The 23,963-nt window shown below is 68.7% G+C and carries 18 protein-coding genes and 1 pseudogene; 9 read left to right on the top strand and 10 right to left on the bottom strand.

The features are described 5' to 3' along the window. Nucleotides 1-19: 19 nt before the first annotated feature. The 5 genes from BR39_RS0124590 to BR39_RS0124570 form a co-directional block, all read right to left on the bottom strand. On the bottom strand, nucleotides 20-1,171 hold the full coding sequence (locus BR39_RS0124590; protein ID WP_029917192.1) for a DSD1 family PLP-dependent enzyme: 1,152 nt from the start codon (nucleotides 1,169-1,171) through the stop codon (nucleotides 20-22). A gap of 24 nt (nucleotides 1,172-1,195) precedes the next feature. Continuing rightward, nucleotides 1,196-2,470, bottom strand: coding sequence for a D-arabinono-1,4-lactone oxidase (locus tag BR39_RS0124585; RefSeq protein WP_029917190.1), 1,275 nt, complete (start codon nucleotides 2,468-2,470; stop codon nucleotides 1,196-1,198). 55 nt (nucleotides 2,471-2,525) lie between these two features. Then, nucleotides 2,526-3,227, bottom strand: coding sequence for a TetR/AcrR family transcriptional regulator (locus tag BR39_RS0124580; RefSeq protein WP_035019073.1), 702 nt, complete (start codon nucleotides 3,225-3,227; stop codon nucleotides 2,526-2,528). A gap of 82 nt (nucleotides 3,228-3,309) precedes the next feature. Then, a complete protein-coding gene (locus BR39_RS0124575; protein WP_029917187.1) occupies nucleotides 3,310-4,497 on the bottom strand; it encodes an MFS transporter in 1,188 nt (395 codons plus the stop codon). Next, complete coding sequence (locus tag BR39_RS0124570) at nucleotides 4,494-6,770, bottom strand: TonB-dependent receptor (protein ID WP_029917185.1); 2,277 nt, start codon at nucleotides 6,768-6,770, stop codon at nucleotides 4,494-4,496. Before BR39_RS0124570 ends, BR39_RS0124575 begins: the two co-directional genes overlap by 4 nt. Nucleotides 6,771-6,988: 218 nt before the next feature. Here BR39_RS0124570 and BR39_RS26655 point away from each other — a divergent pair, with 218 nt between their 5' ends. From BR39_RS26655 to BR39_RS27205, 3 genes and pseudogenes are all read left to right on the top strand, one after another. Next, entirely contained in the window at nucleotides 6,989-7,129 is a 141-nt protein-coding gene (locus BR39_RS26655) for a hypothetical protein (RefSeq protein WP_156035883.1), read from the top strand. Nucleotides 7,130-7,406: 277 nt separating this feature from the next. After that, nucleotides 7,407-8,702, top strand: coding sequence for an ISNCY family transposase (locus BR39_RS0124560; protein ID WP_029917184.1), 1,296 nt, complete (start codon nucleotides 7,407-7,409; stop codon nucleotides 8,700-8,702). A 280-nt stretch (nucleotides 8,703-8,982) separates the two neighbouring features. Next, a pseudogene (locus BR39_RS27205) lies at nucleotides 8,983-9,144 on the top strand (ISNCY family transposase); the annotation flags it as partial. A 288-nt stretch (nucleotides 9,145-9,432) separates the two neighbouring features. Here the strand turns inward: BR39_RS27205 and BR39_RS0124550 are convergent. The 5 genes from BR39_RS0124550 to BR39_RS0124530 all read right to left on the bottom strand — a co-directional run bounded on the left by BR39_RS0124550 (nucleotide 9,433) and on the right by BR39_RS0124530 (nucleotide 14,591). Beyond that, entirely contained in the window at nucleotides 9,433-9,828 is a 396-nt protein-coding gene (locus tag BR39_RS0124550) for a hypothetical protein (RefSeq protein WP_029917182.1), read from the bottom strand. Beyond that, nucleotides 9,821-10,042: a hypothetical protein gene (locus BR39_RS0124545; protein WP_029917178.1), complete on the bottom strand. Its 222-nt coding sequence runs from the start codon at nucleotides 10,040-10,042 to the stop codon at nucleotides 9,821-9,823. The genes BR39_RS0124550 and BR39_RS0124545 overlap by 8 nt, the downstream gene beginning before the upstream one ends. Nucleotides 10,043-10,354: 312 nt before the next feature. Beyond that, on the bottom strand, nucleotides 10,355-12,001 hold the full coding sequence (locus BR39_RS0124540; RefSeq protein WP_029917176.1) for an adenylate/guanylate cyclase domain-containing protein: 1,647 nt from the start codon (nucleotides 11,999-12,001) through the stop codon (nucleotides 10,355-10,357). 131 nt (nucleotides 12,002-12,132) lie between these two features. Next, a complete protein-coding gene (locus BR39_RS0124535; RefSeq protein ID WP_029917174.1) occupies nucleotides 12,133-12,531 on the bottom strand; it encodes a hypothetical protein in 399 nt (132 codons plus the stop codon). Beyond that, nucleotides 12,528-14,591: a TIR domain-containing protein gene (locus BR39_RS0124530; protein WP_029917172.1), complete on the bottom strand. Its 2,064-nt coding sequence runs from the start codon at nucleotides 14,589-14,591 to the stop codon at nucleotides 12,528-12,530. Before BR39_RS0124530 ends, BR39_RS0124535 begins: the two co-directional genes overlap by 4 nt. A 37-nt stretch (nucleotides 14,592-14,628) precedes the next feature. Between BR39_RS0124530 and BR39_RS0124525 the strand changes: the two genes are divergently transcribed. The 6 genes from BR39_RS0124525 (at nucleotide 14,629) to BR39_RS0124500 (ending at nucleotide 23,930) form a co-directional block, all read left to right on the top strand. Next, on the top strand, nucleotides 14,629-15,378 hold the full coding sequence (locus tag BR39_RS0124525; RefSeq protein WP_029917170.1) for a Crp/Fnr family transcriptional regulator: 750 nt from the start codon (nucleotides 14,629-14,631) through the stop codon (nucleotides 15,376-15,378). Between the two features lie 211 nt (nucleotides 15,379-15,589). After that, nucleotides 15,590-18,292, top strand: coding sequence for a TonB-dependent receptor (locus BR39_RS0124520; RefSeq protein ID WP_029917168.1), 2,703 nt, complete (start codon nucleotides 15,590-15,592; stop codon nucleotides 18,290-18,292). Nucleotides 18,293-18,374: 82 nt separating this feature from the next. Continuing rightward, nucleotides 18,375-19,283, top strand: a complete 909-nt coding sequence (locus BR39_RS0124515) for a metallophosphoesterase (RefSeq protein ID WP_035019067.1) — start codon at nucleotides 18,375-18,377, stop codon at nucleotides 19,281-19,283. A gap of 77 nt (nucleotides 19,284-19,360) precedes the next feature. Continuing rightward, on the top strand, nucleotides 19,361-22,339 hold the full coding sequence (locus BR39_RS0124510) for a TonB-dependent receptor (protein WP_029917163.1): 2,979 nt from the start codon (nucleotides 19,361-19,363) through the stop codon (nucleotides 22,337-22,339). A 75-nt stretch (nucleotides 22,340-22,414) separates the two neighbouring features. Beyond that, the gene (locus BR39_RS0124505; RefSeq protein ID WP_029917161.1) at nucleotides 22,415-22,936 is read left to right on the top strand and encodes a sigma-70 family RNA polymerase sigma factor; all 522 of its coding nucleotides are present in this window, start codon (nucleotides 22,415-22,417) and stop codon (nucleotides 22,934-22,936) included. After that, entirely contained in the window at nucleotides 22,926-23,930 is a 1,005-nt protein-coding gene (locus tag BR39_RS0124500) for a FecR domain-containing protein (RefSeq protein ID WP_029917159.1), read from the top strand. The genes BR39_RS0124505 and BR39_RS0124500 overlap by 11 nt, the downstream gene beginning before the upstream one ends. Nucleotides 23,931-23,963 lie beyond the last annotated feature (33 nt).

Genomic DNA, 23,963 nt, shown 5'->3' with positions numbered 1-23,963 from the left:
GGGGTGATCGGGGAGGGGGCTAGCGCGAGCGGCCCCGCGCCGAGACGGGCCACAACGCCACCAGAGTGTCGCCCTCGACCACGTGGTAGGTGTCGTAGAGGTTCACGGTCGGGTCGCAGTGCGGCGCGCCCAGGATCACCCGCTCGGCCAGGCCCGGAGGGGTCTCGCCCGGCGGCGGCAGGATCGCCCCGTGCTCGTCGCCCATGAAGAAATAGCGCGAACCCTCCGGCGCGCCGGCGACCACCTTGGGCGGCTCGGCGTCGGTCGACAGGGCCTTGAAGCCGGCGTCGATCGTGACCATGCCCGGGGTGTTGGCGCTGACCACCCGCGCGTCGATCAGCAGCGACGGCTCGTAGGGGCTTTCGTCCGCGCCTTCGCCGGCGATGTCGCAGACCAGGTACTGGCCGTCCATGAACACGTACGAGCCGACCTGGAACTCGGTGAAGATCCCCAGTTCCGCGTCGATCCGGTGCGAGCCGGTGCCCGAGCCCGACACGATCGGCGGCGGGCCACCGGCGGCGGTCAGGGCCTCGATCGCCGAACGGATATAGGCGCCGCGATCCTCGAGATTGGCCTTGCGGTCGGTGAAGCTCTCGATGTGCTGCTGCATGCCGCAATAGCACTGCAGGCCCGCATAGATCAGGCCCGGCTCGGCCCGGATCGCCTGGAACAGGGCGACGGCGGCCTCGGGCGAGGCGACGCCGGTGCGGTGGATGCCGGGGTCGAGGTCGATCACCACCTTCAGCGGCTTGCCCGCCGCGGCGGCGGCCTGGCCCAGGGCGGCGACGTTGGCGGCGTTGTCGACCACCGCCATCAGGTCCGTTGTCCGGCCGTTCAGCGCGATCAGGCGGGCGATGGCCGGCGCCGAGACCACCGGCGAGGTGATCAGCAGGCCGGTCGACACCCCGCCCTCGGCCAAGGCCTCGGCCTCGCCGATCTTGGCGCAGCACAGGCCCACGGCGCCGGCGGCGATCTGCAGCCTGGCGATGTCGACGCTCTTGTGGGTCTTGGCGTGGGGCCGCAGCTTGACGCCCTTGCCCGCCGCGAATTCGGCCATGCGCACGATGTTGCGCTCCAGGGCCGGCTTGTCGATCACCAGCACCGGGGTGTTGAGCTCACGGCGCGAGCCCGGGGCGCCGATCAGGCCGGCGTGCAGGTCTTGGTCGGTCATGGCGGTCTCCGCTCGAGGCCCCGATCAAAGGCCGAAGAGTTGGGTCAGGTGAGTATTGGCGAACTTGCCGGTCGGGTCCCAGGTCTTGCAGGCGCTCACGAAGTCGCCGGCGCGCGGGTACAGCCGGTGGACGTCGACCGTCGTCAGGGTGTGGCGCTTGGCCCAGTGCGGGCGGCCCGCGCCGTCGCGCAACACCGCCTCCATCTCCGTGAACAGCGGCCGCCAGGGCATCCTGGCGTACTGGTGGAACGAGATCGAGGCGCCGGGGCCGGCGTTGAACGGGCTCATCCAGATGTCGTCGCCCGCCGCCAGCCGGAACTCGAACGGGAAGGTGACGGGCAACCGGCGCTTGCGGATGTGGGCCATGGCCGCCTTCAGGGTCGGCAGGCCGGCGGCGCGCGGCAGCTCGTACTCCATCTCCTCGAAGCGGATGTTCCGCTCGGACGGGAAGATCTCGTAGGCCGGGCCGGCGCGACGACTGGGCTTGCCCATCATCCGCATCATCAGGCGCTGCAGCGACGGCGTCAGGAACGGGGCGGCCGCGCAGATGTCGCAGATGGTCTTGAAGGTGGCTTCGCTGTCCTCGCCGACCTCCCGGGCCGGGCGCCCGGGCTCGCGCGCCTCCACGGGGTGCAGGGTCTTGAAGATCACCTCGTCCGAATACGGGAAGACGAAGAACTCCATGTGGCGCGTGGCGGCGGCCAGTTCGTCCAGCCGCTCGGCCACCTCGGCCAGCGGCCGGCGCTCGACCCGCTCCTCCAGGTGGTAGGCGGGGATGACGTTGATCCTGATCTCGACGGCGACGCCCAGCAGGCCCAGGGACAGGCGCTGGGCCTGGTAGAGCTCGGGGTTCAGGTCGGGCCCGCACTCGACGATCCGGCCGTCGGCAGTCATCAGCCGGAAGCCGCAGGCCTGGGTCGACAGGCTGCCCAACTCCGCGCCCGTGCCGTGGGTGCCGGTCGAGACGGCGCCCGCCAGGGACTGCGGATTGATGTCGCCCTGATTGATCAGCGACAGCCCCTCGGCCCACAGGGCCGCGGTCAGCTTCTTCAGGCTCCAGCCCGCCGGCGCCCAGACGGTCTTGCGGTCCGCCGCGATCTCGACCGCGCCCTCGTAGTCCGACAGGTTCAGCAGCAGGTCGCCGGTCTCGCACAGCGGCATGAACGAATGGCCGGCGCCCACCACGCGGACCTTGCCCGCCTGGCCGACCAGCGCGGCCAATTCGGCGGCCGTGCGCGGCCTGGCGATCAGGCGAGGGGAGGCGGCCACGCTGCCCGACCAGTTGTTCCACCCCGTCATCCGCATCTCCCCGTTCGCGATAGGAATGGCCGCGATGCAGTGATGATAGTAAAAACTATCGTTCTTGCAAGCCATCGCTCCAGGGCACCAGGGACGGGTCGCCGAAGGTGTCGAAGTAGCGCTCGAACAGCAGGCAGACCTCGCGGCTGAGCGCCAGGGCGTCCTGGTCCGGCTCCTCCACGGCCATCTCGGTGGCCGAATAGGTCAGCTCGACCATCATCCGCATCGCCAGCCGCACCCGAGCCTCCGGCGCGCCCGGATAGCGGCTCTTGAGGATCTCGGCGAACTGGCCGGCCACCATGTCGCGCGAGGCGAAGCGCAGTTGCTGCAGCATGGGCACGGCACGCAGGGCCCGGCCGATCGCCGCGCCGCCGGGGAACCGGCGGGTCATCTCGATCATCTCGGTCAGCATCGCGACGTTCTTCTCGATGCGTTCGGCCGCCGTGTCGCCCTCCAGGCCGCCGGCCTCGATCCATTCGAAGACCTTGTCGTCCTGGGCCTTCATCAGCCGGTCGCCCAGCTCCTTGAGGATCGCGTACTTGTTCGGGAAGTAGCGGTAGAGGGCAGGGGGCGTCAGCCCGGCCCGCTTGCAGATGGCGTTGGTGGTCAGTTGCTCGAAGCCGATCTCGCCCAACATCTCGCCGGCCGTGGCCAGGACCACCTCGTAGGTGTCCTGCCCGCGCGCCTGGGTGGGCTGCAGCTTGGCGTCCAGCGCGATGTCGGGGCCGGCGGTCTTCTTGGCCGTCGCCTTCGGCATGGCGGTTTCTCCGTTCCAGTTCCCCTGGACTAGAACGCTTCGAGGCAAAACGCCAATCCGCACGAACCCTTAGCGCGCTCCTCTAGCGTGATCGCGTCAGGTGCAGGAAGGCGACGATCACCAGGGTGACCAGGGCCAGCCCCACGCCCAGCCAGACCGCCGGCCGCACGTCGGCCCCGCTGACGATGAACGAGGCCAGCAACGGCCCCGCGCCGCACCCCAGCAGGCTGGCCCCGGGGCCGAGCAGCGCCGCCCGGCGGCTGGGGTCGGCCTCGATGGCCAGCGGCGTCAGATAGGGCGAGGCGAACAGCCAGACGAAGCCGAACACCGTGGCGGCCGCCAGGAACACCGGCGCCGAGGGCAGGGCGGCCATCACCAGCAGGGCGACGGCGGCCAGCACCACCGAGGCCGTCAGCGACCAGAACCACGACAGCCGACCGGCCAGGGCCGTGGCCGTCGCGCCGCCCGCGACCTGGGCCGCCAGCGACATCGCGAAGGCCGCGCTGGCGACGCTGGGCGGATGCCCGGCCTGGCGCGACAGGGGCTCGGCATAGATCCACACCGCCAGGATGAAGGCCTGGAAGCAGAAGACCGCCGCCAGGGCGATCCAACCCCGCGCGCTGGGCAATCCCTTGGGATTGTCCTCGCTCTCGACCAGGGGCGCATAGAGGCCGGGGATCGCCAGGCCGGCGACGGCGGCGGAGACGGTGAGGGCGGCCAGCACCACGAAACCGCCGTCTGGGCCGAAGGACCCCATCACGAGGGCCCCGATCGCGGCCACCACGCCCAACTGCAGCAGGGTCTGGATCGTCAGGTACAGCCCCGCCCAGCGCTCGGGGCCCGGCGAGCGGACGATCATGCCGGTGATCAGCCAGATCATCGCGCCGGCCGGCAGGCCCGCGACGGCGCGGACCAGGATCAGCAGATCGCCCGAGACGCGGGTCGTGGCCAGGTCCAGCGCCGCCAGCAGCAGGCCGCAGGTCACGGCCGCCAGCCGCAGTCGACTCCGCCCGAACATCGGACCGATCACCGCCGCCCCGATCCCCATGGCCACCAGCTCGGCCATGCCGGCCAGGCCCAGCTGGTTGGCGGTCAGCCGCCCGGCCGCCTCCAGCCCGCCCAGCAGCAGGGGACCGACGCCCGGGAACAGCACCCCCACCAGGCCGATCCAGAACACCGACAGGCGCTGGGTCAGGCTGGGCGGCTGGCCGATCCAGGCGCCCGTCCAGGCCGGCGACGCTTCGCCGGCCTGGACCTCGACCGCGCTCAATACCGCGCCCGGAAATAGACGCCGTAGGTGCGCGGCGGACCCATGCTGAACACGTCGAAGCCGAAGGCCGCGATCTGGGTGATGTCCGAGATGTTGGTGGTGTCGGCCAGGTTCTTACCCCACACGCCCAGTTCGTAGCGCCCGTCGGCGAAGGCCCAGCCGACCTGGCCGTTGACGAAGGCCCGGGCCTTGTCGCTGAGCCGCTCGGTGTTGGCCGTGTCGTAATAGACCTTGCTGCGATAGGTGAAGTCCAGCTGGGTGATCAGGTCGCCGGCGCCCAGCGGATGCTGGTAGCGCGCCGCGCCGTTCAGGCTGACCTTCGGCGCCGAGGGCAGGGTGTTGCCCGAATAGTCGGCCGGGGGCAGGGACGGGTCCTCGAACGAGAGGAAGTCCTTGTACTCGGCGCTCAGCAACGACGCGCCCAAGGTCAGGCTCAGGCCCGTGATCGGCCGGGCCTCGATCTCGGCCTCGCCGCCATAGACCCGCGCCTTGGAGGCGTTGGTGAACAGTTGCACGGGCAGGCCGTCGCGCTGGACCTGGGTGTAAACCTGCAGGTCCTTGTAGTCGTAATAGAAGGCCGAGACGTTGACCCGCAGGCGGCGGTCGAGGAACTCGCTCTTGGCCCCGATCTCGTAGGCGTCGACCGTCTCGTCCTTGTAGGGCCCCAGGTCGCGGGGATCCGTCGTCTGGCCGCTGAAGAACCCGCCGCTCTTGGTCCCGCGGTTGTAGGTCGCGTAGACGTTGGCGTCGTCGTTGATCGCGTAGCGCAGGCCCAGGCGGCCCGAGATCGAGCTGAAGGTCTTCTGGTTGTCGTATTCGAACAGGGTCAGCAGGCCGTAGTCGACGTCGCTGACATAGTGGAAGGTCTTCTTGTCCTGCGACCAGCGCAGGCCGCCCGTCAGGGTCAGTTTCGGCGTCAGGTCGTAGTCCACCTGGCCGAAGGCGGCGTAGCTGGTGGTCTTCTGGTGCAGGGGCCAGCCGAACACGCCGACGCTGTTGGCCGGGTCCATGCCGGTCGGGTTGTTGACCGGATCGGGGACGCGCAGGACCTCCAGGACGTTGTAGTGGCTGTCGTTGTCGAGGTTGTCGCGCGCGGCGTAGAGGCCGGCGACCCAGCGCAGGCCGGTCGCGCCGTTCGACTGCAGGCGGAACTCCTGGCTGGTGGTGTCCTGCTTGGCGATGTAGCGGGCGTCGAAGATCGAGATCGGGTTGGCGTCGGTCTCTTCGTAGTCGTCGCGCTTGGCCTGCTGGTAGCCGGTGATCGAGAACAGGGTCACGCCGCCGAAGTCGTAGCTGATCGCGCTGGTCGCGCCGAACAGCTTGACGATGTCCTTGCCCTCGAAGCGGTAGTCGCCCTCGTACTTGTTGTCGCTGGTGTTGGCGTAGCCGGCGGCGTTCGTGCACTGGCCCGACGTGTAGTAGGCCGGCTTGCAGAAGATGTAGCCGTAGGTCGGGTCGGGATCGGCCGTGCTGGCCGCCTCGGCCGTCTGGGCCACCAGCGAGCGGTTGTAGGTCAGGATCGAGCCGCCGCTGGACTTGCTGTAGCTGGCCGAGACGTCGACCGTCAGCTTGTCGTCGGGTTTCCACTGCAGCGCGCCGCGCACGGCCTTGCGGTCGGCGTTGTTGCCCTTGTTGCCGGTCAGCCGATTGAGCGTGTAGCCGTCGCTCTTGTCGTAGAGGCCGGCGATCCGGAAGGCCAGGGTGTCGGCGATCGGCCCGCCGAAGCCGCCCTGGACGTTGAGCGAATTGAACCGGCCGTAATCGACCGCCAGATCGCCCTCCGGCGTGCTGCTCGGCTTCTTGGTGGTGACGTTGATCGCGCCGCCGGTGGTGTTGCGGCCGTAGAGCGTGCCCTGGGGCCCGCGCAGCACCTCGACCTGCTGCAGGTCGTAGAAGCCGGCCATCTGGGCGAGGGGAGAGGCGACATAGACGCCGTCGACATAGACCCCCACGGCGCTGGCGGTGGCGGGATTGAAGTCGTTGACGCCGATACCGCGGATGAAGATGCGGGGATTGGCGGCGTTGTCGTCGGTCTTGATCTGCAGGCCCGGCGAAAGGCCCGACAGCGCCAGCACGTCGCCGACGCGCTGATCCTTGAGCTGGTCGGCGGTGAGGGCGGTCACCGACACCGGCACGTCCTGGAGGTTTTCCGATCGTTTCTGGGCGGTGACGACGATCTCGTCGAGCGCGACCGCCTCCTGGGCGTGGACCTGACCCGCCGCCGCCATCATCGCCACACCGGCAACGCCCGCGAGCACCTGAAGCTTCCGCATTCCATACCCCCGTCACTGTTTTTATGAGGGTTACAGTAGCTAAAGCTATCATTATGGCAAGCGACGTTCGCGGAGCGTCGTTCGACCGCCGACTAAGCCCCGAACCAAGGCAGTTTTAGGCCTCCCGGCGCTCGAATTTCGAGCGTCGCGCCTCAGGATTCCCCCCGATTGGCCCACGGCGCGAAAAGCGTAATCTGTGGAGGCTGAGGGAGCACGTCATGCACACATCGCACTTCTGGCAAAGCGCAGGCCTCATCGCCATCATCTTCGGCGCGGCCGTCCTGTCGGCCATGATCGGGTCGCGGGCCCATGCGGCGGAACCTTGCGGCCTGACGGCGGGCCTGACTCAGACGTTCTGACGGTCGAGGCGGCTCAGAGACAACCGGGCTCGTGACGGGCGGGCGCTTGGCCGTTCGTCGTCACGCCAGCCGGCTGCAGCCGCTGTGGAGCGCTCAGAAGTCCGCGCCACGAAGATGGCGGCGACGCCGGCGGTCCAGATCCACGCCAGGATCGCCAGAGACATTATTTCTGATAATATTACTTAGACGATATACATTTGTAGCGGCCGGATGAGAATGTCACCCCCGTGCCAGTTAGGCATGTCACCCTTCCAGCGTGTTGTCTGGAGGGCCTGGGATGGCGGTTCGGAGCATGAGCGACAAGGAACTGGCGCGGCTGGAGGTGCTGCGCGATCTGGATAGTCAGCGGCTGACAGCGGCCGCCGCCGCCCAGCTCCTGGGCGTCAGTCGAAGGCAGACGCTGCGGCTGCTGAAGGCGCTGCGGACCCGCGGCGTCGAGGGTTTGATCTCCAAGCAGCGCGGCCGGCCGAGCAACCGGCGCAAGCCCGACGACGTCCGTAGCGCGGCGCTAGCGATCATCGGCCAGCGCTACGCGGACTTTGGTCCTACGCTGGCTGCTGAGAAGCTGCGCGAGCTGCACGGCATCAGTTTGGGCCGCGAGACGGTCCGCAGCTGGATGATCGCCGCCGGCTTCTGGCAGGACCGCAAGAAGCGACGACGCAGGATCCACCAGCCGCGCTACCGGCGCGACTGCGTCGGCGAGCTGATCCAGATCGACGGCAGCGAGCACCGCTGGTTCGAGGACCGTGGCCCGATGTGCACGCTGCTGGTCTATATCGACGACGCCACCAGCCGGCTGATGCACCTGCGGTTCGTCGAGACGGAGTCGACCTTCGCCTACTTCGCCGCGACCCAGGGCTACCTGGAGGCCCACGGCAAACCGGTGGCGTTCTACAGCGACAAGCACTCGGTGTTCCGGGTCGCCAAGGCCGGCGTCACGGGCGATGGAATGACCCAGTTCGGCCGCGCCCTGCACGCGCTGAACATCGAGATCATCTGCGCCAACACCAGCCAGGCCAAGGGCCGCGTCGAGCGCGCCAACAAGACGCTGCAGGACCGGCTGGTCAAGGAGATGCGCCTGGCCGGCGTCAGCACCCTGGAGGCCGGCAACACCTTCCTTCCGGGCTTCGTGGCCGACTACAACGCCCGCTTCGCCAAGCCCCCGGCCAACGCCAAGGACCTGCACCGGCCGATGGGCCCGCGCGACCGGCTGGAAGACGCCTTCAGCTGGCAGGTCGAGCGGACGCTGTCGCAGTCGCTGACCCTGCAATACGACAAGGTGCTGTTCATCCTGGACCCGACCGAGGCGGCCCAGGCGGCGATCGGCAAGCGGGTCACGGTCGCCGACTATCCCGACGGGCGCCTGGTGATCAGCTACCAGGGAACGCCCCTCTCCTACCGGACCTTCGACAAGATCCGGAAGGTCAACCAGGCCGCCGTCGTCGAGAACAAGCGCCTGGGTCCCCTGCTGGAAATGATCAAGCTCTATCAGGACGCCCAGCCGCAGGCCGAGCGCAGCCGCAAGGGGCCCAAGCGGCGCGACCAGAGCGGACATATGTTCAGCGTCGGCTGACGCGCTCAAAGAGCAGCCAGCCGCCCTGCCCCAGGCCGGCCAACCCCTTTCACAAACTACTTGCCATACGATCCGTGAGCGAAAGAGTTTTGCGGAAGACGCAAGCCCTTTGCCCAGTCCTCAGCGCCGAGCCTTGAGAAATCGGCCGATTGCGCTTTCGGCTTCCAGAAATAGGAATATATTCCTCACCCCCGATTGGCCGCGCAGGCAAATGTGGCTGTGGTCAAAACTAGGAAAATATTCCTATATCTCTGTCGCGACTACTGGAGACAGCGACATCGAGGATCGTGGCCCGATATGCACGCTGCTGGTCTATATCGACGACGCCATCAGCCGGCTGATGCATCCGCGGTTCGTAGAGACGGAGTCAACTTTCGCCGACTTCGCCGCGACCCAGGGCTGCCTGGAAGTCCACGGCAAGCCGGTCGCGTTCTACAGCGACCTACGATGGCGGCCGCCGATCATAATGGGAAAATATTCCTAATCCGGCGCTGGCGATTGCTTGCGGTAGCGCGATGCTATTATAGGAACATATTCCTATAGACGATGATGTGGCTGCGGACCTGAGATCGCGATCAGGCCGGAAATGGGTCGGATGGGCGCGGCCCGTTCGCGGGCACGCCCATCCGACTGCCCTCCCCCAAGGGCAAGGCGGTGCGGCTGGCGTATGAGCCCGCCCCGCCTGAACGCTTCAGGCGCCGCTCCCGCCACACCGAAAGCCGCTGCGCCGTCAATTCATCCGGTCGACGACGGGATCGGACTCTCCGTGCCCCAGCGCGTCGGCAACGACCCGGTTGGCCTTCGCGAATCGGCTCTCGCCGAGCGGATCGGGATCGTTGCTCGACGGGGCCTCGACGCCGGACTCGCGGGCGATCGCCTCGGCCGCGGCCTGATCGATCGCGCGCCTGAGGTCGGCCAACCGCCTGTCAGCTCCGGCCATGGTGGCCCAGAAGCCCTTGTCTTGCGTCGCCGGCTCCCAGGCGTTCCTTGCGTCTGCCTCCGGGACAGGCGCGGACAGCGCCTCCTCCATCCGGGGCGGCGCGGCGCGCGCGTCGCCGCCGACGATGAGGCTCCTGGCCTGAGCCAGGATGGCGCCAAGGCTCTTGAGCGTCGCCAGGCTACGCAACCGCCCGGACCTTCTGCTCGTGGATCGCCGAACGCGCGGCTTCCATGACCCTTTCGGCCAGGCGCGCGATGTCGTCTTCGGCGACGCCATGCTCGCGCGCCCAGATCTTTACGGCGTGCTTGACGATGCCCGCGGCGGGATCGGAGGCGAGCGCGCTGGCGAATGAATCGTGGGTGGCCTGGGATCCTTTGAGGACAGCTGCGTCGAGAGACATGGCGGGGTTCCTGATGCAACGTGAAGGCGGCGTTGGAGCGGCGATACGACTTCGAAAAGGCCGGGAAGACGGACCCGACCGATGGGGACGGTCGGGTCCGGAGGCGGCTCGAACGACCAGCGGTGACTGGCCGAACGCGGTGTAGGTCGTAGCGACACTCCAACGATGGCGATCGACAGAGACGTTTTGCAGCCGCCCGACTGTGATCGTCGCGGCCTACGCTCGAAGGATGCTGAAGGGGTCGGCGCGCGGATGTGCGGATTTGCACATCGTCAGAAATAAAGGCGCCAGTTTACCTCGCGGCCGGGACGGTCAGGCTCGCGTGAGATTGAAGATCGGGATCGCCGCAACGTCCTTATGTCCCCGGGTCCGCCCGACATAGCCGCAGCGCACCCGGTCGCCGTGAAAGACCGCCAGCGCTCCGGCCAGGGCTTCGCTGACACACGCCGAACCGGGCGCGACCTCGGGTTCGATGCGCGCGGCGACCACCACATGGGCGCCGATGACGGCCGGGGCCTTGGTCAGCGGATTGGTGCTCAGGTGCACCGGCCCATAGTGCCCGCCGATCCTGAGGCCCAAGCTGCGCGGCAGACCAAGGGCCCGAAGGTCCAGCGCCCGATGAGCCTCCTGGAGAGCCAGGGCCGCCAAGGCGGCGTCGATCGGATGGTCGAAGACGAGGAACAGGCCGTCGCCCCAGGTCTCGACATGGCGCGGCGGCGCGTCGAGACCCGAGACGACCTTGGCCATCTGACCCATCACGGTGGCCACGAAAGCCGGGATCTGATCGTCGCGCAGAGCCCCGAACCCCTTCACGTCGGCGAAGAGCATGGCCTTCATGGCTCGTGAGGTCCGTGCGTCCGCGTCTTGGTCGGACCGTTGGCGCGGGAGCGACGGCGGCCGTCGAACGGCGATGATCTCCTGCCGACGCCCGCCCTTCGCCCAATAGGCCAGATCCACCGCCGCGCCGGCCAGTCCCTCGGTTGCGTGTCCGTCCCACACCACCACCTGGATCGCCTCGGTCGACAGGGTCTGGGCGCGCAGCACCGCGCAGCCCATGGCGATCTGGCTGGCGTAGGCGAAGACCTGTTCGTCGCCGACATAGGGGTCCGGCGAGGCGTAGCGCACGGACGTGGCGCGGGCGAAGCAGTGCTCGAAGCGCTCGACCCAATCGCGCCCGAACGGCGCGACCGACACCGCGACGAAGGAGGCGAGATTCACCGGCAGGACCAGATGCAGTTCGGCGCCGGCGTCCAGCACGGCCTCGGCGAAGACGATGTCGGCGCCGGCGGCCAGGCCGCCGTAGGCGAAGCCGATCCCCTGCCCCCGCACCACGCGGTCGGCCTCGTGGCGCAGGTCGCCGTCCAATCCGCTGGCCAGCGCGCCTTCGCGCGAAGCGTCCAGGATGTGGCCGGTGAAGTGGGCGCAGACCGGCGGTCGGAAGGGCGCCAGCCAAGCGGGATCGACGCCGGTCTCGCGGCACAGCATCTCCAACTGGCGCAGGGTCGAAGCGTGGGCGGCGAAAGCCCCCGGCGCGCAGGCGAGCGCTTCGACCATCGTCGCCCGCGCCGCCTCGATGTCGTCGATCAAGAAGCTCGCCTCGGCGCGGCTGGCGGCCGCGAAATAGGCCGCCTCCCCCGTCAGTCCCCGCGGCGGCGGAACGCGCAAGGCCGCGGCCGCCCGGGCCTGTCCGCCCGCCCGATCGCCGGCGATCAGCGTCATGGTCGCGGCGTTGACCGCGCCATAGAGGCCGCCGAAACGTTGGTACAGCGCATCGTAGCGGCGGGTCGACGCCTTGGCGAAAGCCGTCCGGCGCGGCTCGCGCGCGGTCAGGGCGACATCCTTCAGCAGACGCGCGCCCAGAGCGATCGCGTCGGGATCGTCGTCAACCCGATCCAGGCCCAGGCGAACATATTCGACCCGCGCGAAATCGATGGCTCCGGCCCGCGCCAGGCAGAGCACGGCCTTGCAGGCGATCTCGCGCGAAGTCTCGCCCGCTTCGAGGGCGGCGCGGGCCAGATCGTAGGCGGCGAGAATCTCGCCGCGCTGGATCAGCGCGCCGATCTTGTCCTTGTCGAAGGTCGTGGCCTCGATCAGGGAACGCGGCCCGCGCCGTTTTCGATCTTTGGATCCAGAGTGATGTTCTGCTTGTGCGAGTCGGTCATGTACAGGCTGTAGACGTATTCGCCGACCCGATTGTCTTCATAGACGACCGTGAAGCACGTGAAGGGCTTTTGCGGCACGTCGTAGAGCATTTCGATCCAGGTGTAGCTGGAGAAGTTGATCCCGAAGTCGTCCGTGAAGAGGATCGGGCGTTTCTGGAACGTCCAGTCGACGCCGACGAGGTCGTCGCTCAACCGGAAGACCAGTCGGCTCGGAGCTTCGAGTTTCAGCGACAGCGGGACCGGATTGTTGGGATCGAGAACGTTCATGAAGTTGACGTTGTCGGCGATGCCGATGACCAATTCGATGATCGGTAGTGACTCTGTCATGTGAAACCCCCTTCTACGGTGGCGCCAGCTAGAGGCGACTCTCGCCAGAATGCAAGAAAGCCGGGATGGGCGTAGCCCTGCTTTCTCAGGTCGCGCACGATCGCGTCGGCCAGATCGCGCCGGCCCTGGGCGAGATAGGCCCGCGCCAGCACGTCACGGCCCGCCGGAGAAAGCGAGCCACGCCGAGGCGACAAGGTCGCGACCGCCTCCGCCGGCTGTCCCGCCGCCAGGTGCGCCGTCCCGTAGAGCACCGCCCGCTCGACCACGGCTTCGTGCGACACCGGCGCGCGACGCAGGTGATCCAGCAGCGCCAACGCCAGGTTCCGTGTCCGTGCGGGGTCGCCGGCAAGCCGCGCGAGCGTGATCGCCTGTTGGTCCAGGCGACCGTCCAGGTCGGCGCGCCAGGCCTTGGCCTCATCGCCCGTGCGCAGCCTGGCCAGCATGGCCGCGGCCTCGGCGTGGGCGGCGCGCGCGTCGGGCAGTTGGCCCGACCAGGCCGCCAGGTCGATGGCGTCCATCTGCCCGATCAGCAGATATTCCAGCCATCGGGTGTTGGTCGGGTCCAGGGCCACCAGCTTGCGTAACCCCTCCATGGCCCTGTCCGACCGTACGCGGGCCTGCGCCGTCCGCCCCAGGTCCAGCTCCAGCCGCGCCAGGGCCAATTGAGCGGCCAGATTGCGGGCGGCCAGCGGCTTGTCCGCCGGAGTCCTGGCCGAGGCCTGGGCCAGAAGGTTCGCCGCGCCCTCGCGCTCGGCGAAGGCTTCGCGGGGACGCCCCAGCTTGACCAGGGAATCGGCCACCCACGCGTGAGCGTCCACGGCGTCGACCAGGCGGTCCTGATCGTCAGGCGCGCGAGCCCGTTCGGCCTCGAAGGCGGTGGACGCGGCGCGGAAGGTGGCGAGGGCCTCATCCGTCCGCCCCTGCTCCATGAGCAGGGTGCCAAGGTTGCTCTTGGCGTAGGCCACTTCCAGCCGCCAATCGGCGCGGGCGGGGTCGAGTTTCACGAGGGTCTGGGCGAGTTCGCCGTAGCGATTGAAGCCTCGCTCCGCGGCGGCGGTGTTGCCTTGGCGCCATTCCATATAGGCCAGCCAGTAGACGTTCTGCGCCTCGTCGAAGATCCGATCGCCGTTGTTGGGCGCGCGGGCGGCCAGCTCGTGCGTGGTCGACGCGGCCTGACCGAAGGCGGCGCGGGCCCCGGCCAGGTCGCCGCGCTGCTCCCGGATGGTGCCCAGCAGCGTCTGGGCCTTGGCGCGCTGGGCCAGGGCCCTGTCGTCGAGCCGATCTGTGCGCGCCTTGCCATAATAGGCCAGCACCCTGGAGCCGACGCCGTCGAGGACGTCGAGGCGGCCCACCGGCTCCAACTGTTCGCGCAGGTCGCCCAGCATGTAGGCCACGAGGGCCTCGGTCTCGTCGCGCTGGTCGCGAGCGATCTGGCGGGACTTCAGCGTGGCGACCGTCATCGCCCCCATGGCCAGGGTCACGACCAGGGCGGCGGCGCTGAAGCCGGCCATCAACCGCATGCCGCGGCGGGCGTCACGCTGGACCAACTGGTCGAGGCTGACGTCCAGCAGCCTGGCGGCGATCTTCAGCCGCGCCAGACGCGGTCCGTCCGCGTCGCGCCGCGGGTCCACGGCCAGGGGCTCGACGCCCGGCGGCAGGGCCGCCCGCAGGGCCGGCGGCAACACCGTGGCCAGAAGCGCGTTCCTCGGCGTGGCGGGGGTGAGCACGCAGAGAACCTGGCCAAGGCCGTGGTCCCTCAGGAAGTACGACACTTCCTGGTCCACCCAGCGCGAGCTCGCCGAGGCCGGGGAGCAAAGCACGATCAGCGCGTCGGAGCGGTCCAACGCGTCGCGGATCACCTCGCCCAGATCGGGCGAGGCGCTCAACTCGTCGCGATCCCGAAAGATCGGCGTCAGCCGCCGCGTCGACTCCCCGCCGCCGATCGTGGCCAGGCGGCGCGGCGCACGGTAGGCCTCCAGCGCGCGATGCAGCCAATCCGCGGCTTTGCGGTCCTGGTGGCTATAGCTGATAAAGGCCCGGTAGCGTGGTCGGCTGTTCATTCGTCGTCCCTGAATCGACTGTGCAGGAGCGTTTTCGATGGCCGTGATTCCCCCCTCGCCCCCGCTCGCTCCGAGCCATACGCCGGTCACGTCGTCGCCAGAAGGCGACTATCGCACCAACCGGCTGTTCCGGCACATGGCGCGAGACGAGATCGAAGCCCTCGCGCCCCAGATCGAGCACCTTAACTATGGCAAGGGCGAGCTGATCGTCCAGCGGCTGGATGAGAACGGCGGCGTCCATCTGCTTTTGGAGGGCGCGCTGCTGGCCAACCAGTACGCCCGGTCGGGCCGCGAGGTCGGCTATCGGCGCATTTCGCCGGGGGGCTATTTCGGCGAGATCTCGGCGATCGACGGACTGCCCCGCTCCGTGAACATCATGGCGCTGGAAGACGTGCGCGTCGCCCGCCTGCCCCAGGCCCTGATCCTGGATCTGTTCGAGCGATCGCCGCGCTTCATGCGGGCGATTCTGGAGGACCTGGCGAGCCTGACCCGCTCGCTGACCGATCGCCTGTTCGAATTGAACGCCGTCTCGGTGGCCTGTCGCGTCGATATCGAGCTTTTGCGCATGGCGGCGTCAGCGGGCGGCGACGGTCGACAGGCTGTGATCCACCCCTGCCCCACCCACGCCGAACTGGCGGTTCTGGTCGGCAGCCAGCGCGAACCCGTGACGCGTGAACTGAACCGCTTGGCCGGCCTGAAGATCGTCTCCCAGACAGGCCGCACCCTGCGGATTCTCGACCTGCCGGCACTGGCCAACGAGATCGAGCGCATCGGCGGCGAAATTTAGTCGCGGCTATCAAAGTCAGCGACACCGCCGAACCAGTAATAGGAAATAATTCCCACACTCAGGAACCGCCATCGTTCCGGTCGAAGCCTTGCGACCGCGCCTGTCAAAAACACTTCACACAAAACCCGGTCCCCGAACGTCCGGCTCGAAACTCTCCCCTCCCGACGGCGCTGCGGGATGGTCCCCGACGGCGACCGATCGGGGATAGACCATGCGCACCAAATCCAACTGGATGACCACCACCATGCTGGCGACCGGCCTGCTGGCCGTCGCCGCCGGCCAGGCCCTGGCCGCCGACGCGACGCCGGCCCAGCCCGGCGCCGACGAAGTCGAGACGATCGTCGTCACCGGCTTCCGCGGCAGCCTGGCCCACGCGCGCGACCTGAAGCGCGACGCGGTCGGCGCCACCGACGTCATCGTGTCGGAAGACATCGCCGCCTTCCCCGACCTGAACCTGGCGGAATCGCTGCAGCGCATTCCCGGCGTGACCATCTCGCGCGACTCCGGCGAAGGCCGGCAGATCACCCTGCGGGGCCTGGGCCCCGACTTCACCCGCACCCAGCTGAACGGCATGGAAGTGCTGGGCAACACCGCCTCGGGCATGGACAACCGCGGCGGCGTCAGCCGCACCCGCAGCTTCGACTACAGCCTGTTCGCCTCGGAGCTGTTCAACCGCGTCACCGTCCAGAAGTCGTCTGCGGCCGAGCAGGACGAAGGCGGCATCGGCGGCACGGTCTTCCTGACCACCGCCAAGCCGTTCGACTATCCGGGCTTCAAGGCCGTGCTGTCGGCCAAGGCCCAGCAGAACAGCAACGCCGACGACAAGGTCACGCCGCGCGTGGTGGCCCTGGTCTCCAACCGCTGGGGCGACTTCGGGGCCCTGGCCTCGGTGGCCTACGGCGTCAACGACTCCAACGAGTTCGGCTATCGCAGCTTCAACTGGGGCGCCATCCGCGCCAATCCGGGCAACATCGGTCCGGGCGTCAGCGCCGCCGACGCGGCCAAGCTGACGGCCGCGACCCCGACCATCTTCGCGCCCCAGGCCGACACCTATTCCACCTGGTACGACCGCCGCAAACGCCTGGGCGCCACCCTGTCGCTGCAGTACGAGCCCGGCGACAAGCTGAAGCTGGGCTTCGACGCCCTGTACAGCCAGCTCGAGAACAGCCGCCAGAACTTCGCCCTGGCCACCTCGGGCATCAACAGCCTGACCGGCAACATCACCGGCGCCCAGGTGATGCAGAGCGCGGTGATCCAGGGCAACACCCTGATCGCCTCCAGCTACACGGGCGTGGACCTGCGCAGCGAGTTCAACCGCGAGGAAGACAAGACCAAGTTCTACCAGACCGCGCTGAACGGCTCGTACCAGGCCACAGACAAGCTGCTGCTCAAGGGCCTCGTGGGCTATTCGAAGTCGGACTACAGCCTGCCGGTGTTCGACAAGGTGTTCCTGGAGTCCAAGAACCACGCCTTCAGCTTCGACGACCGTCCCGAGATGCCGGTCAACACCTATGACGCCGGCCTGACCGATCCCGCCAAGTGGGACCTGATGCGGATGGACACCCAGGAAAACCGCATCTCCTCGGAATACACCAACGCCCAGTTCGACGCCCTCTTCGCCGCCAACGAGACCTCCACCTTCAAGGGCGGGGTCGAGTACAAGAAGTTCGTCAACAGCGGCGCCCAGTGGAGCGACAAGGAGTTCAAGAACGTCCCGGCCAACACGGCCATCCCCAACACCCTGAAGATGACGGTGCCGTTCAAGACCCTGGGCAACTACATCGTCGGCGATGTCGACCAGGTCTACGCCCTGATCGGCCAAGTCCGCGACCTGCAGGCCCTCGGCGCCAAGTTCGCCACCCCCGGCACCAACTACACGGTGACCGAGGAGACCCAGGCGGCCTACCTGCAGTACGACCTGAACACCACGATCCTGGGCAAGGGCGTGCGGGCCAACGCCGGCCTGCGCTACTACTCCACCGACCTGACCTCGGAAGGCATGCTGAACACCGGGACCAGCCTCCAGCCGGTGTCGATCAAGCACAAGTACGACAGCGTCCTGCCGGCCCTGAACGTCGCCGTCGACATCAATGACGGCATGGTGGCCCGCTTCAGCGCCAACCGCGATATCAGCCGCCCGGCCCTGGGCGACCTGGCCGCCGCCGGCTCGCTGACCACCGCCCCGTTCGGCGGCACGATCAGCACCGGCAACCCGAACCTGACGCCGTTCACCTCGGACTCGATGGAAGGCTCGCTGGAGTTCTACGACGGCCGCGTCGGGTTCTTCTCGGTCGGCGTCTTCTACAAGAAGCTGAAGTCGTTCATCACCAGCCAGACCAGCGTGATGCCCTACTCCCAGACCGGCTATCCGCTGTCGTTCCTGCTGCCCGGCCAGGACGGCTCGATCATGTACAATGTCAGCCATCCGGTGAACGGTCCGGGCGCCGACATCCAGGGCCTGGAGATCGCCTTCCAGCGCGACTTCGACTTCCTGCCCGCGCCCTTCGACCACCTGGGCGTCGTGGCCAACGGCACCTATGCCGACGGCTCCTCGCCGGTGCTGATCAGCGGGAACTGGGTCACCCTGCCCCTGATCAACCTGTCGAAGTACAGCGCCAACGCCACGATCTACTACGAGACCGACACCTGGGGCATGCGCCTCTCCAGCGCCTACCGCGACAAGTACCTGACCGGCGCGGGCGGCAACGGCAACATCGGCGACGGCGTGAAGGCGACGAACAACATCGACTTCTCGGCCCACTACAACGTCACGCCGGGCCTGAAGCTGACCCTGGAGGGCATCAACCTCTCCAACCAGCACGTCATCCAGTACACCGATGTGACGGCCCAGCGGACCACGGTGAACGTCAGCAGCGGCCGGACCATCCTGATCGGCGCGACCTACGAGTTCTAGGTCCGTCGACGAGGACCCGTCCGGCGCGTCGCCCCCTGCGCGCCGGACGGGATTTTCTTGTATTCCGACACCGGAGGCCGCCATGGCCCTTCCCCTCCTCCATCGGCGCGGATTCCTGGCGTCGGGCATGAGCCTGGCGGCGTCCGCCGCCCTCGCCGCCCCCATGCGCTCCGGCTCGGGGCCGCTGCGCGTGGGCGCCGTCGCCGACTGTCAGTATGCGGATCAGGACGACAACGGCGCGCGGATGTATCGCCGCTCGCCGGCCAAGCTGCGGGCCGCCGTCGACCATTTCAACACCTTGGCGCTGGATCACGTGGTCCACCTGGGCGACTTCATCGACCAGGGCTGGGCCAGTTTCGACGCCCAGCAGCCTGCGATCGACGCCCTGCGCCATCCCTGGCGGTTCGTGCTGGGCAACCACGACTTCGCGGTCGACGACGACAAGAAGGCCCTGGTCGCCGCCCGGCTGGGCATGCCGGCGCGCTACTACAGCTTCGAGACCCGCGGCTGGGTGTTCCTGGCCCTCGACGGCAACGACCTCAGCGAATACGGCTGGCCGGCCGGAAGCCCCGAGCTGGCGCTGAGCCAGCGCCTGCACCGCGAACGCTTCCCGGGCGCGCCCGATTGGGACGGCGGGATCGGCGCCGCCCAGCTGCAATGGATCGACGCGACCCTGGCCGACGCCGGGCGGCGCGGCCTGAAGGCGGCGCTCTACTGCCATTTCCCGATCTTCCCGGCGAACCCGCACAATCTGTGGAACGCGACGGAAGTGACCGACCTGGTGGTCCGCCACCGCGCCGCCAAGGTCTGGATCAACGGCCACAATCACGACGGCAACTACGGCGAGACCGGCGGCCTGCACTGCGTGAACCTGAAGGGCATGCTCGACACCGAGGAGACGGCCTATGCGGTGCTCGACTTCGGGTCCGACCACCTGCGATTGACCGGCTTCGGGCGCCAGACCAACCTCCGGCTGAAGCTTCGCCGTTAGCGACCGGGCTTCAAATAAGTGACATGCGATCCGGCTAGGAGACGCGCTGGGCGTAACGTGACGGTCGACTGCGAAACATGGGGTGGCGAAAGGCGGCTCTGCTCACCCGGCCGTCGCTTCCGGCGTTCGCGACCGCCCTCCTCCTGTCGGGACTGACGCCGGACCACGCCCAGGCCGAGATCCGCGCCGCGCCCCGCCGGTTCGACATCAGCCAGGGCGACCTGGCCAACGCCCTCCGCGTCTTCTCACAGCAGGCCGACGCGCCCGTGATGACCTTCGTCGACATCCGCGGCAAACGCGGACGGCGGGTCTTCGGCGTCCTGCGGCCCGAGAACGCTCTGGCGCTGCTGATCAGCGGCGAGGGCCTGCGGATGAGACCCGTGGCCGGCGGTTACGTGCTGGGCCAGGCGGACCCGTGGGACGCCGCCCCTCCCCCGCCCGCTTCGACCGAGGCCGCCGACGCCGCGCCGGTCGAGGTGGAGCAGGTGATCGTCACCGGGTTCCGGGGCAGCCTCGCGCAGGCCCGCGATCTCAAGCGCCAGGCCCTGGGCGCCCAGGACGTCATCCTCGCCGAGGACATCGCCGCCTTCCCCGACCTGAACCTGGCGGAGTCGCTGCAGCGGATTCCGGGCGTGACGATCTCGCGCGACACCGGCGAAGGCCGTCAGATCGCCCTGCGCGGCCTGGGTCCCGATTTCACCCGCACCCAGCTGAACGGCATGGAGGTCTCGGCCTCGACGGCGTCGGGCTTCGACAATCGCGGCTCGGTCAGCCGCACCCGCGCCTTCGACTACAGCATCTTCGCCTCCGAGCTGTTCAACCGGGTGACCGTGCGCAAGGCCTATGCGGTCGACGAGGACGAAGGGGGCGTGGCCGGCACGGTGGAGCTGCGCACCGCCAAGCCGTTCGACTATCAGGGCTTCAAGGCCGCCCTGACGGTCAAGGCCCTGGGCAACAGCGTGACCGACGGGGTCACGCCGCGCCTGGCCGGACTGATCTCCGACCGCTGGGGCGACGTGGGCCTGCTGGTCTCGGCCGCCTACAGCGAGAGCGACGTCAACGAGTACGGCTACCGCAACTGGGGCTGGACCCCGATCAACGTCGCGGCCGCCAATATCGGCCCCGGCGTCTCGGCCGCCGACCGCGACCGGCTGGTCAACGCCAAGGGCGACGACCGCGTCCGCGCCCCCCAGGCCCAGACCTATTCCACCTGGTTCGACCGCCGCGCGCGCCTGGGCCTCACCGGCGCCCTGCAATACCGCCCCAGCGCCGACACCAGCCTCGACATCGACCTGCTCTACGGCCGGCTGAGCAACGATCGCGACGAGTTCTCCCTGGCCTCGGCCGGCAAGAACGGCCTGACCGGCGACATCCTGGGCACGCAGCGCCTGAACAGCGTGGTCATCCGGGGCGACGACGTGGTCCAGGCGGCGTTCGACGGCGTCGACCTGCGGACCGAGCACAAGCATTCGACCGACTCCACGGTCTTCACCCAGGTCGCCCTCAACGGCCGCACCCGGCTGAGCCGCACCCTGGAGGTCAGCGGCATGGTGGGCCATTCGCGCTCGGACTTCGAAGGGCCGGTGTTCGACAAGGTCTTCCTGCAGGCCAGCGGCAAGGCCTTCGCCTTCGACCTGCGCGGGCCGGGGCGCGACGGGGCCAACACCTACGGCTTCGACCCGACCGATCCGGACGCCTGGAGCCTGATGCGGGCCGACACGCGCGAGGACGCCATCGTCAACGACTTCACGACCGGCAAGATGGACCTGCTCTATACGGCCGGGCCCCGATCCGTCTGGAAGGCCGGCGTCCAGTACAAGCTGTTCCGCAACGACGGTTATCAGCGCCGCAACCGGGTCGACTACGACGGTACGCCCGTCCTGCCGGCCAGCGTGAAATACGTCTCCGACCAGCGCTCGCTGATCCCCTACATCGTCGGCGACGTCGACGCGGTCTACGCCCTGCTCGGGCAGAAGCGAGACCTGTCCCAGGCCGACGACCAGCCGGGCTCCGACTATTCGCTGACCGAGAAGACGGCCGCGGCCTACATCCAGTACCAGTTCGACGGAGAACTGGCCGGACGGCGCCTGCGGGCCGACGCCGGACTGCGCTACTACAACACCCGCCTGACCTCGGCCGGCATGGTCAGCAACGGTGTGACCCTGGCCCCCGCCGTGATCGCCCACCGCTACGACGGGGTGCTGCCGGCCGTGAACCTGGCCTGGGACCTTGGCGACGACGTCGTCCTTCGCCTGGGCGCCAACCGCGACATCAGCCGGCCCAGCCTGGCCGACCTGCGCGCCGCCGCCAGCGTCGACGCCGCGCCGTTCGGCGGCACGATCACGGTCGGCAATCCCGACCTGCGCCCATTCATGGCCAATTCGGTCGAGGCGTCGCTGGAGCTCTACCAGGGCCGCGTCGGCGCGTTCGCGCTGAGCGTCTTCCACAAGACCATGGAGTCGTTCATCACCATGGAGACGGCGACGGCGCCCTATGGGTCGACGGGCTATCCGCTGCAGTTCCTCAATCCGGGCCAGACCGGTTCGATCATCTACAACGTCAACCAGCCGGTGAACGGCGACGGGGCCACGATCTCGGGCGTCGAGCTGGCCGCCCAGCGCGATTTCGACTTCCTGCCGGCCCCGTTCGACAGGCTGGGCTTCACCGGCAACATCACCTACGCCCACGGCCGCTCCGACGTGATCATCGACGGCAAGCCGGTGTCGCTGGACCTGATGCAGCTGTCGCCCTGGACCTGGAACGCCACGCTCTACTACGAGACCGGCCGCTGGGGCGCGCGGATCTCCGGCGCCTACCGCGACGGCTATCTGGACGGGGCCGGCGGCAACGGCAATGTCGGCTCCGGCTTCCACGCCATGAACAACATCGACGCCGCGGCGCATTTCAACGCGGGACGCGGGCTGAAGGTCGTGATCGAGGGGTTGAACCTCACCGACCAGGCCATCGACCAGTTCGCCGACATCGCCGCCGACCGCCTGCTGGCTCGCACCCGCAGCGGCCGCACCGTCACCTTGGGCGTCGCCTATGAATTTTGACGCCCGCCTGTCCCCGATCGCCCCTCCCGCGCCTCTACCCTCCTACGAGGCGGCGCACGGCCCGGTGGAAACGCGATGATCGACCTCCTGGCGGAGTTGAGGCCCCATGAACGCAAGCTTCTCGGCTATATCGCCCGTCGCCACGGCGACTCGTCGCGGGCGGAGGACATCCTCCAGCAGACCCTGCTGATGGTGATCGAGCAGAGCCGCAAGCAGGCCATCGTCCAGCCGCTGGCCTACGCCTATCGCGTGGCCGACTCCCTGATCTACGCCCAGGCCCGGCGCGATCGCCGCGAGGAAGGCCTGGGCGAGGCCGACTACGGCTGCGAGCTGCCCCTGGCCGACGAGGTGCTGGAGCACAAGCAGCGCGTGGCGGTCTTCGAGGCGGCCCTGCGCCGCCTGTCGCCGATCCGTCGCGAGGTGTTCGTCCGCCGGCACATGGACGGACAGTCGCGGCAGAAGATCGCCGACGACCTCGACCTGAACCTGGAAACCGTGAAGAAGCATCTCGTCCGCGCCATGGCCGAACTGGCCGGGGTGATGGACGCCGCGACCGGCGACGCCGCCGACTGGAAGGGGGCGACCCGTGAGCGCTAACGACAACGACCTGAGCGTGATGGAAGAGGCCGCCGACTGGATCGACCGGCTGGACGAGCTGTCGGACGCCGAGCGCCGCGACCTCGCCGCCTGGCTCAACGCCTCGTCCGAGCACGCCGCGGCCTTCGGCGCGCTGCGCCACGCCCTGCGCGACACCGCCTTGCTGGACGCGATCGACCGCCTCCGCGCCGAGCCCGCTCAGGCGCCCGCCCCTCCCGTCCGACGCCGCGCCGCCCTCGGCGGCTGGTCGCGCGCCGGCCTGATCGCGGCGTGCCTGCTGGTCCTGGTGGGCGGCGGGGTCCTGACCTCGCGCCTGCTCGCCGAACGGGCCGAACCGACGATCGAGCTGGCCACGGCGGTGGGCGTGCGGGCCGACCACGTGCTCAGCGACGCCTCGACCATCCGCCTCAACGCCGACAGCCGCGCCAGCGTGGCCTACGGCCGGGCGGCCCGCGACATCTACCTGCGCCAAGGCGACGCCGTGTTCGAGGTCGCCAAGAACCGCCAACGCCCCTTCAACGTCATGGCCGGCGACGCCAAGGTGACGGCGGTGGGCACGGTGTTCGAGGTCGACAAGGTCGACAGCGCCGTCGAGGTCCGGGTGTTCGAGGGCGTGGTCCGTGTCTCCCAGGGCGACGCCCCGCCCCGCACGCTGCGCCAGGGCGAATGGCTGCTGCTGGCCGCCGACCACACCGCCAGCCGCGGACGCCTGGCCGCCGACAGCTACGACGCCTGGCGCGGCGACTGGCTCGAGGCCGACGGCATGCCGCTGAAATACGTGGTGGCCCGGCTCAACCGCTACAGCCCGCAGGCCCTGGCCTTGCGCGATCCCCGCCTGGGCGAGCTCAAGGTGACGGGCCGGTTCAAGCTGGATCGCCCCGCCGAAGCCGTGGCGATGATCTCGGCTCTGCTCGACCTGAAGGTCGAGGACGCCGGCGCGCGGATCTATCTGGGCCCGTCCGCCGCGTCCGCGCGATCGGCTCGTCCCATCTGAAGGCGCGTTCGGGGCGGACTTCGGTCCACGACC

Origin of the sequence: Caulobacter sp. UNC358MFTsu5.1 (assembly GCF_000712075.1) — a bacterium.
GTDB lineage: Bacteria > Pseudomonadota > Alphaproteobacteria > Caulobacterales > Caulobacteraceae > Caulobacter.
This window is presented reverse-complemented; position numbering and strand designations above follow the sequence as displayed.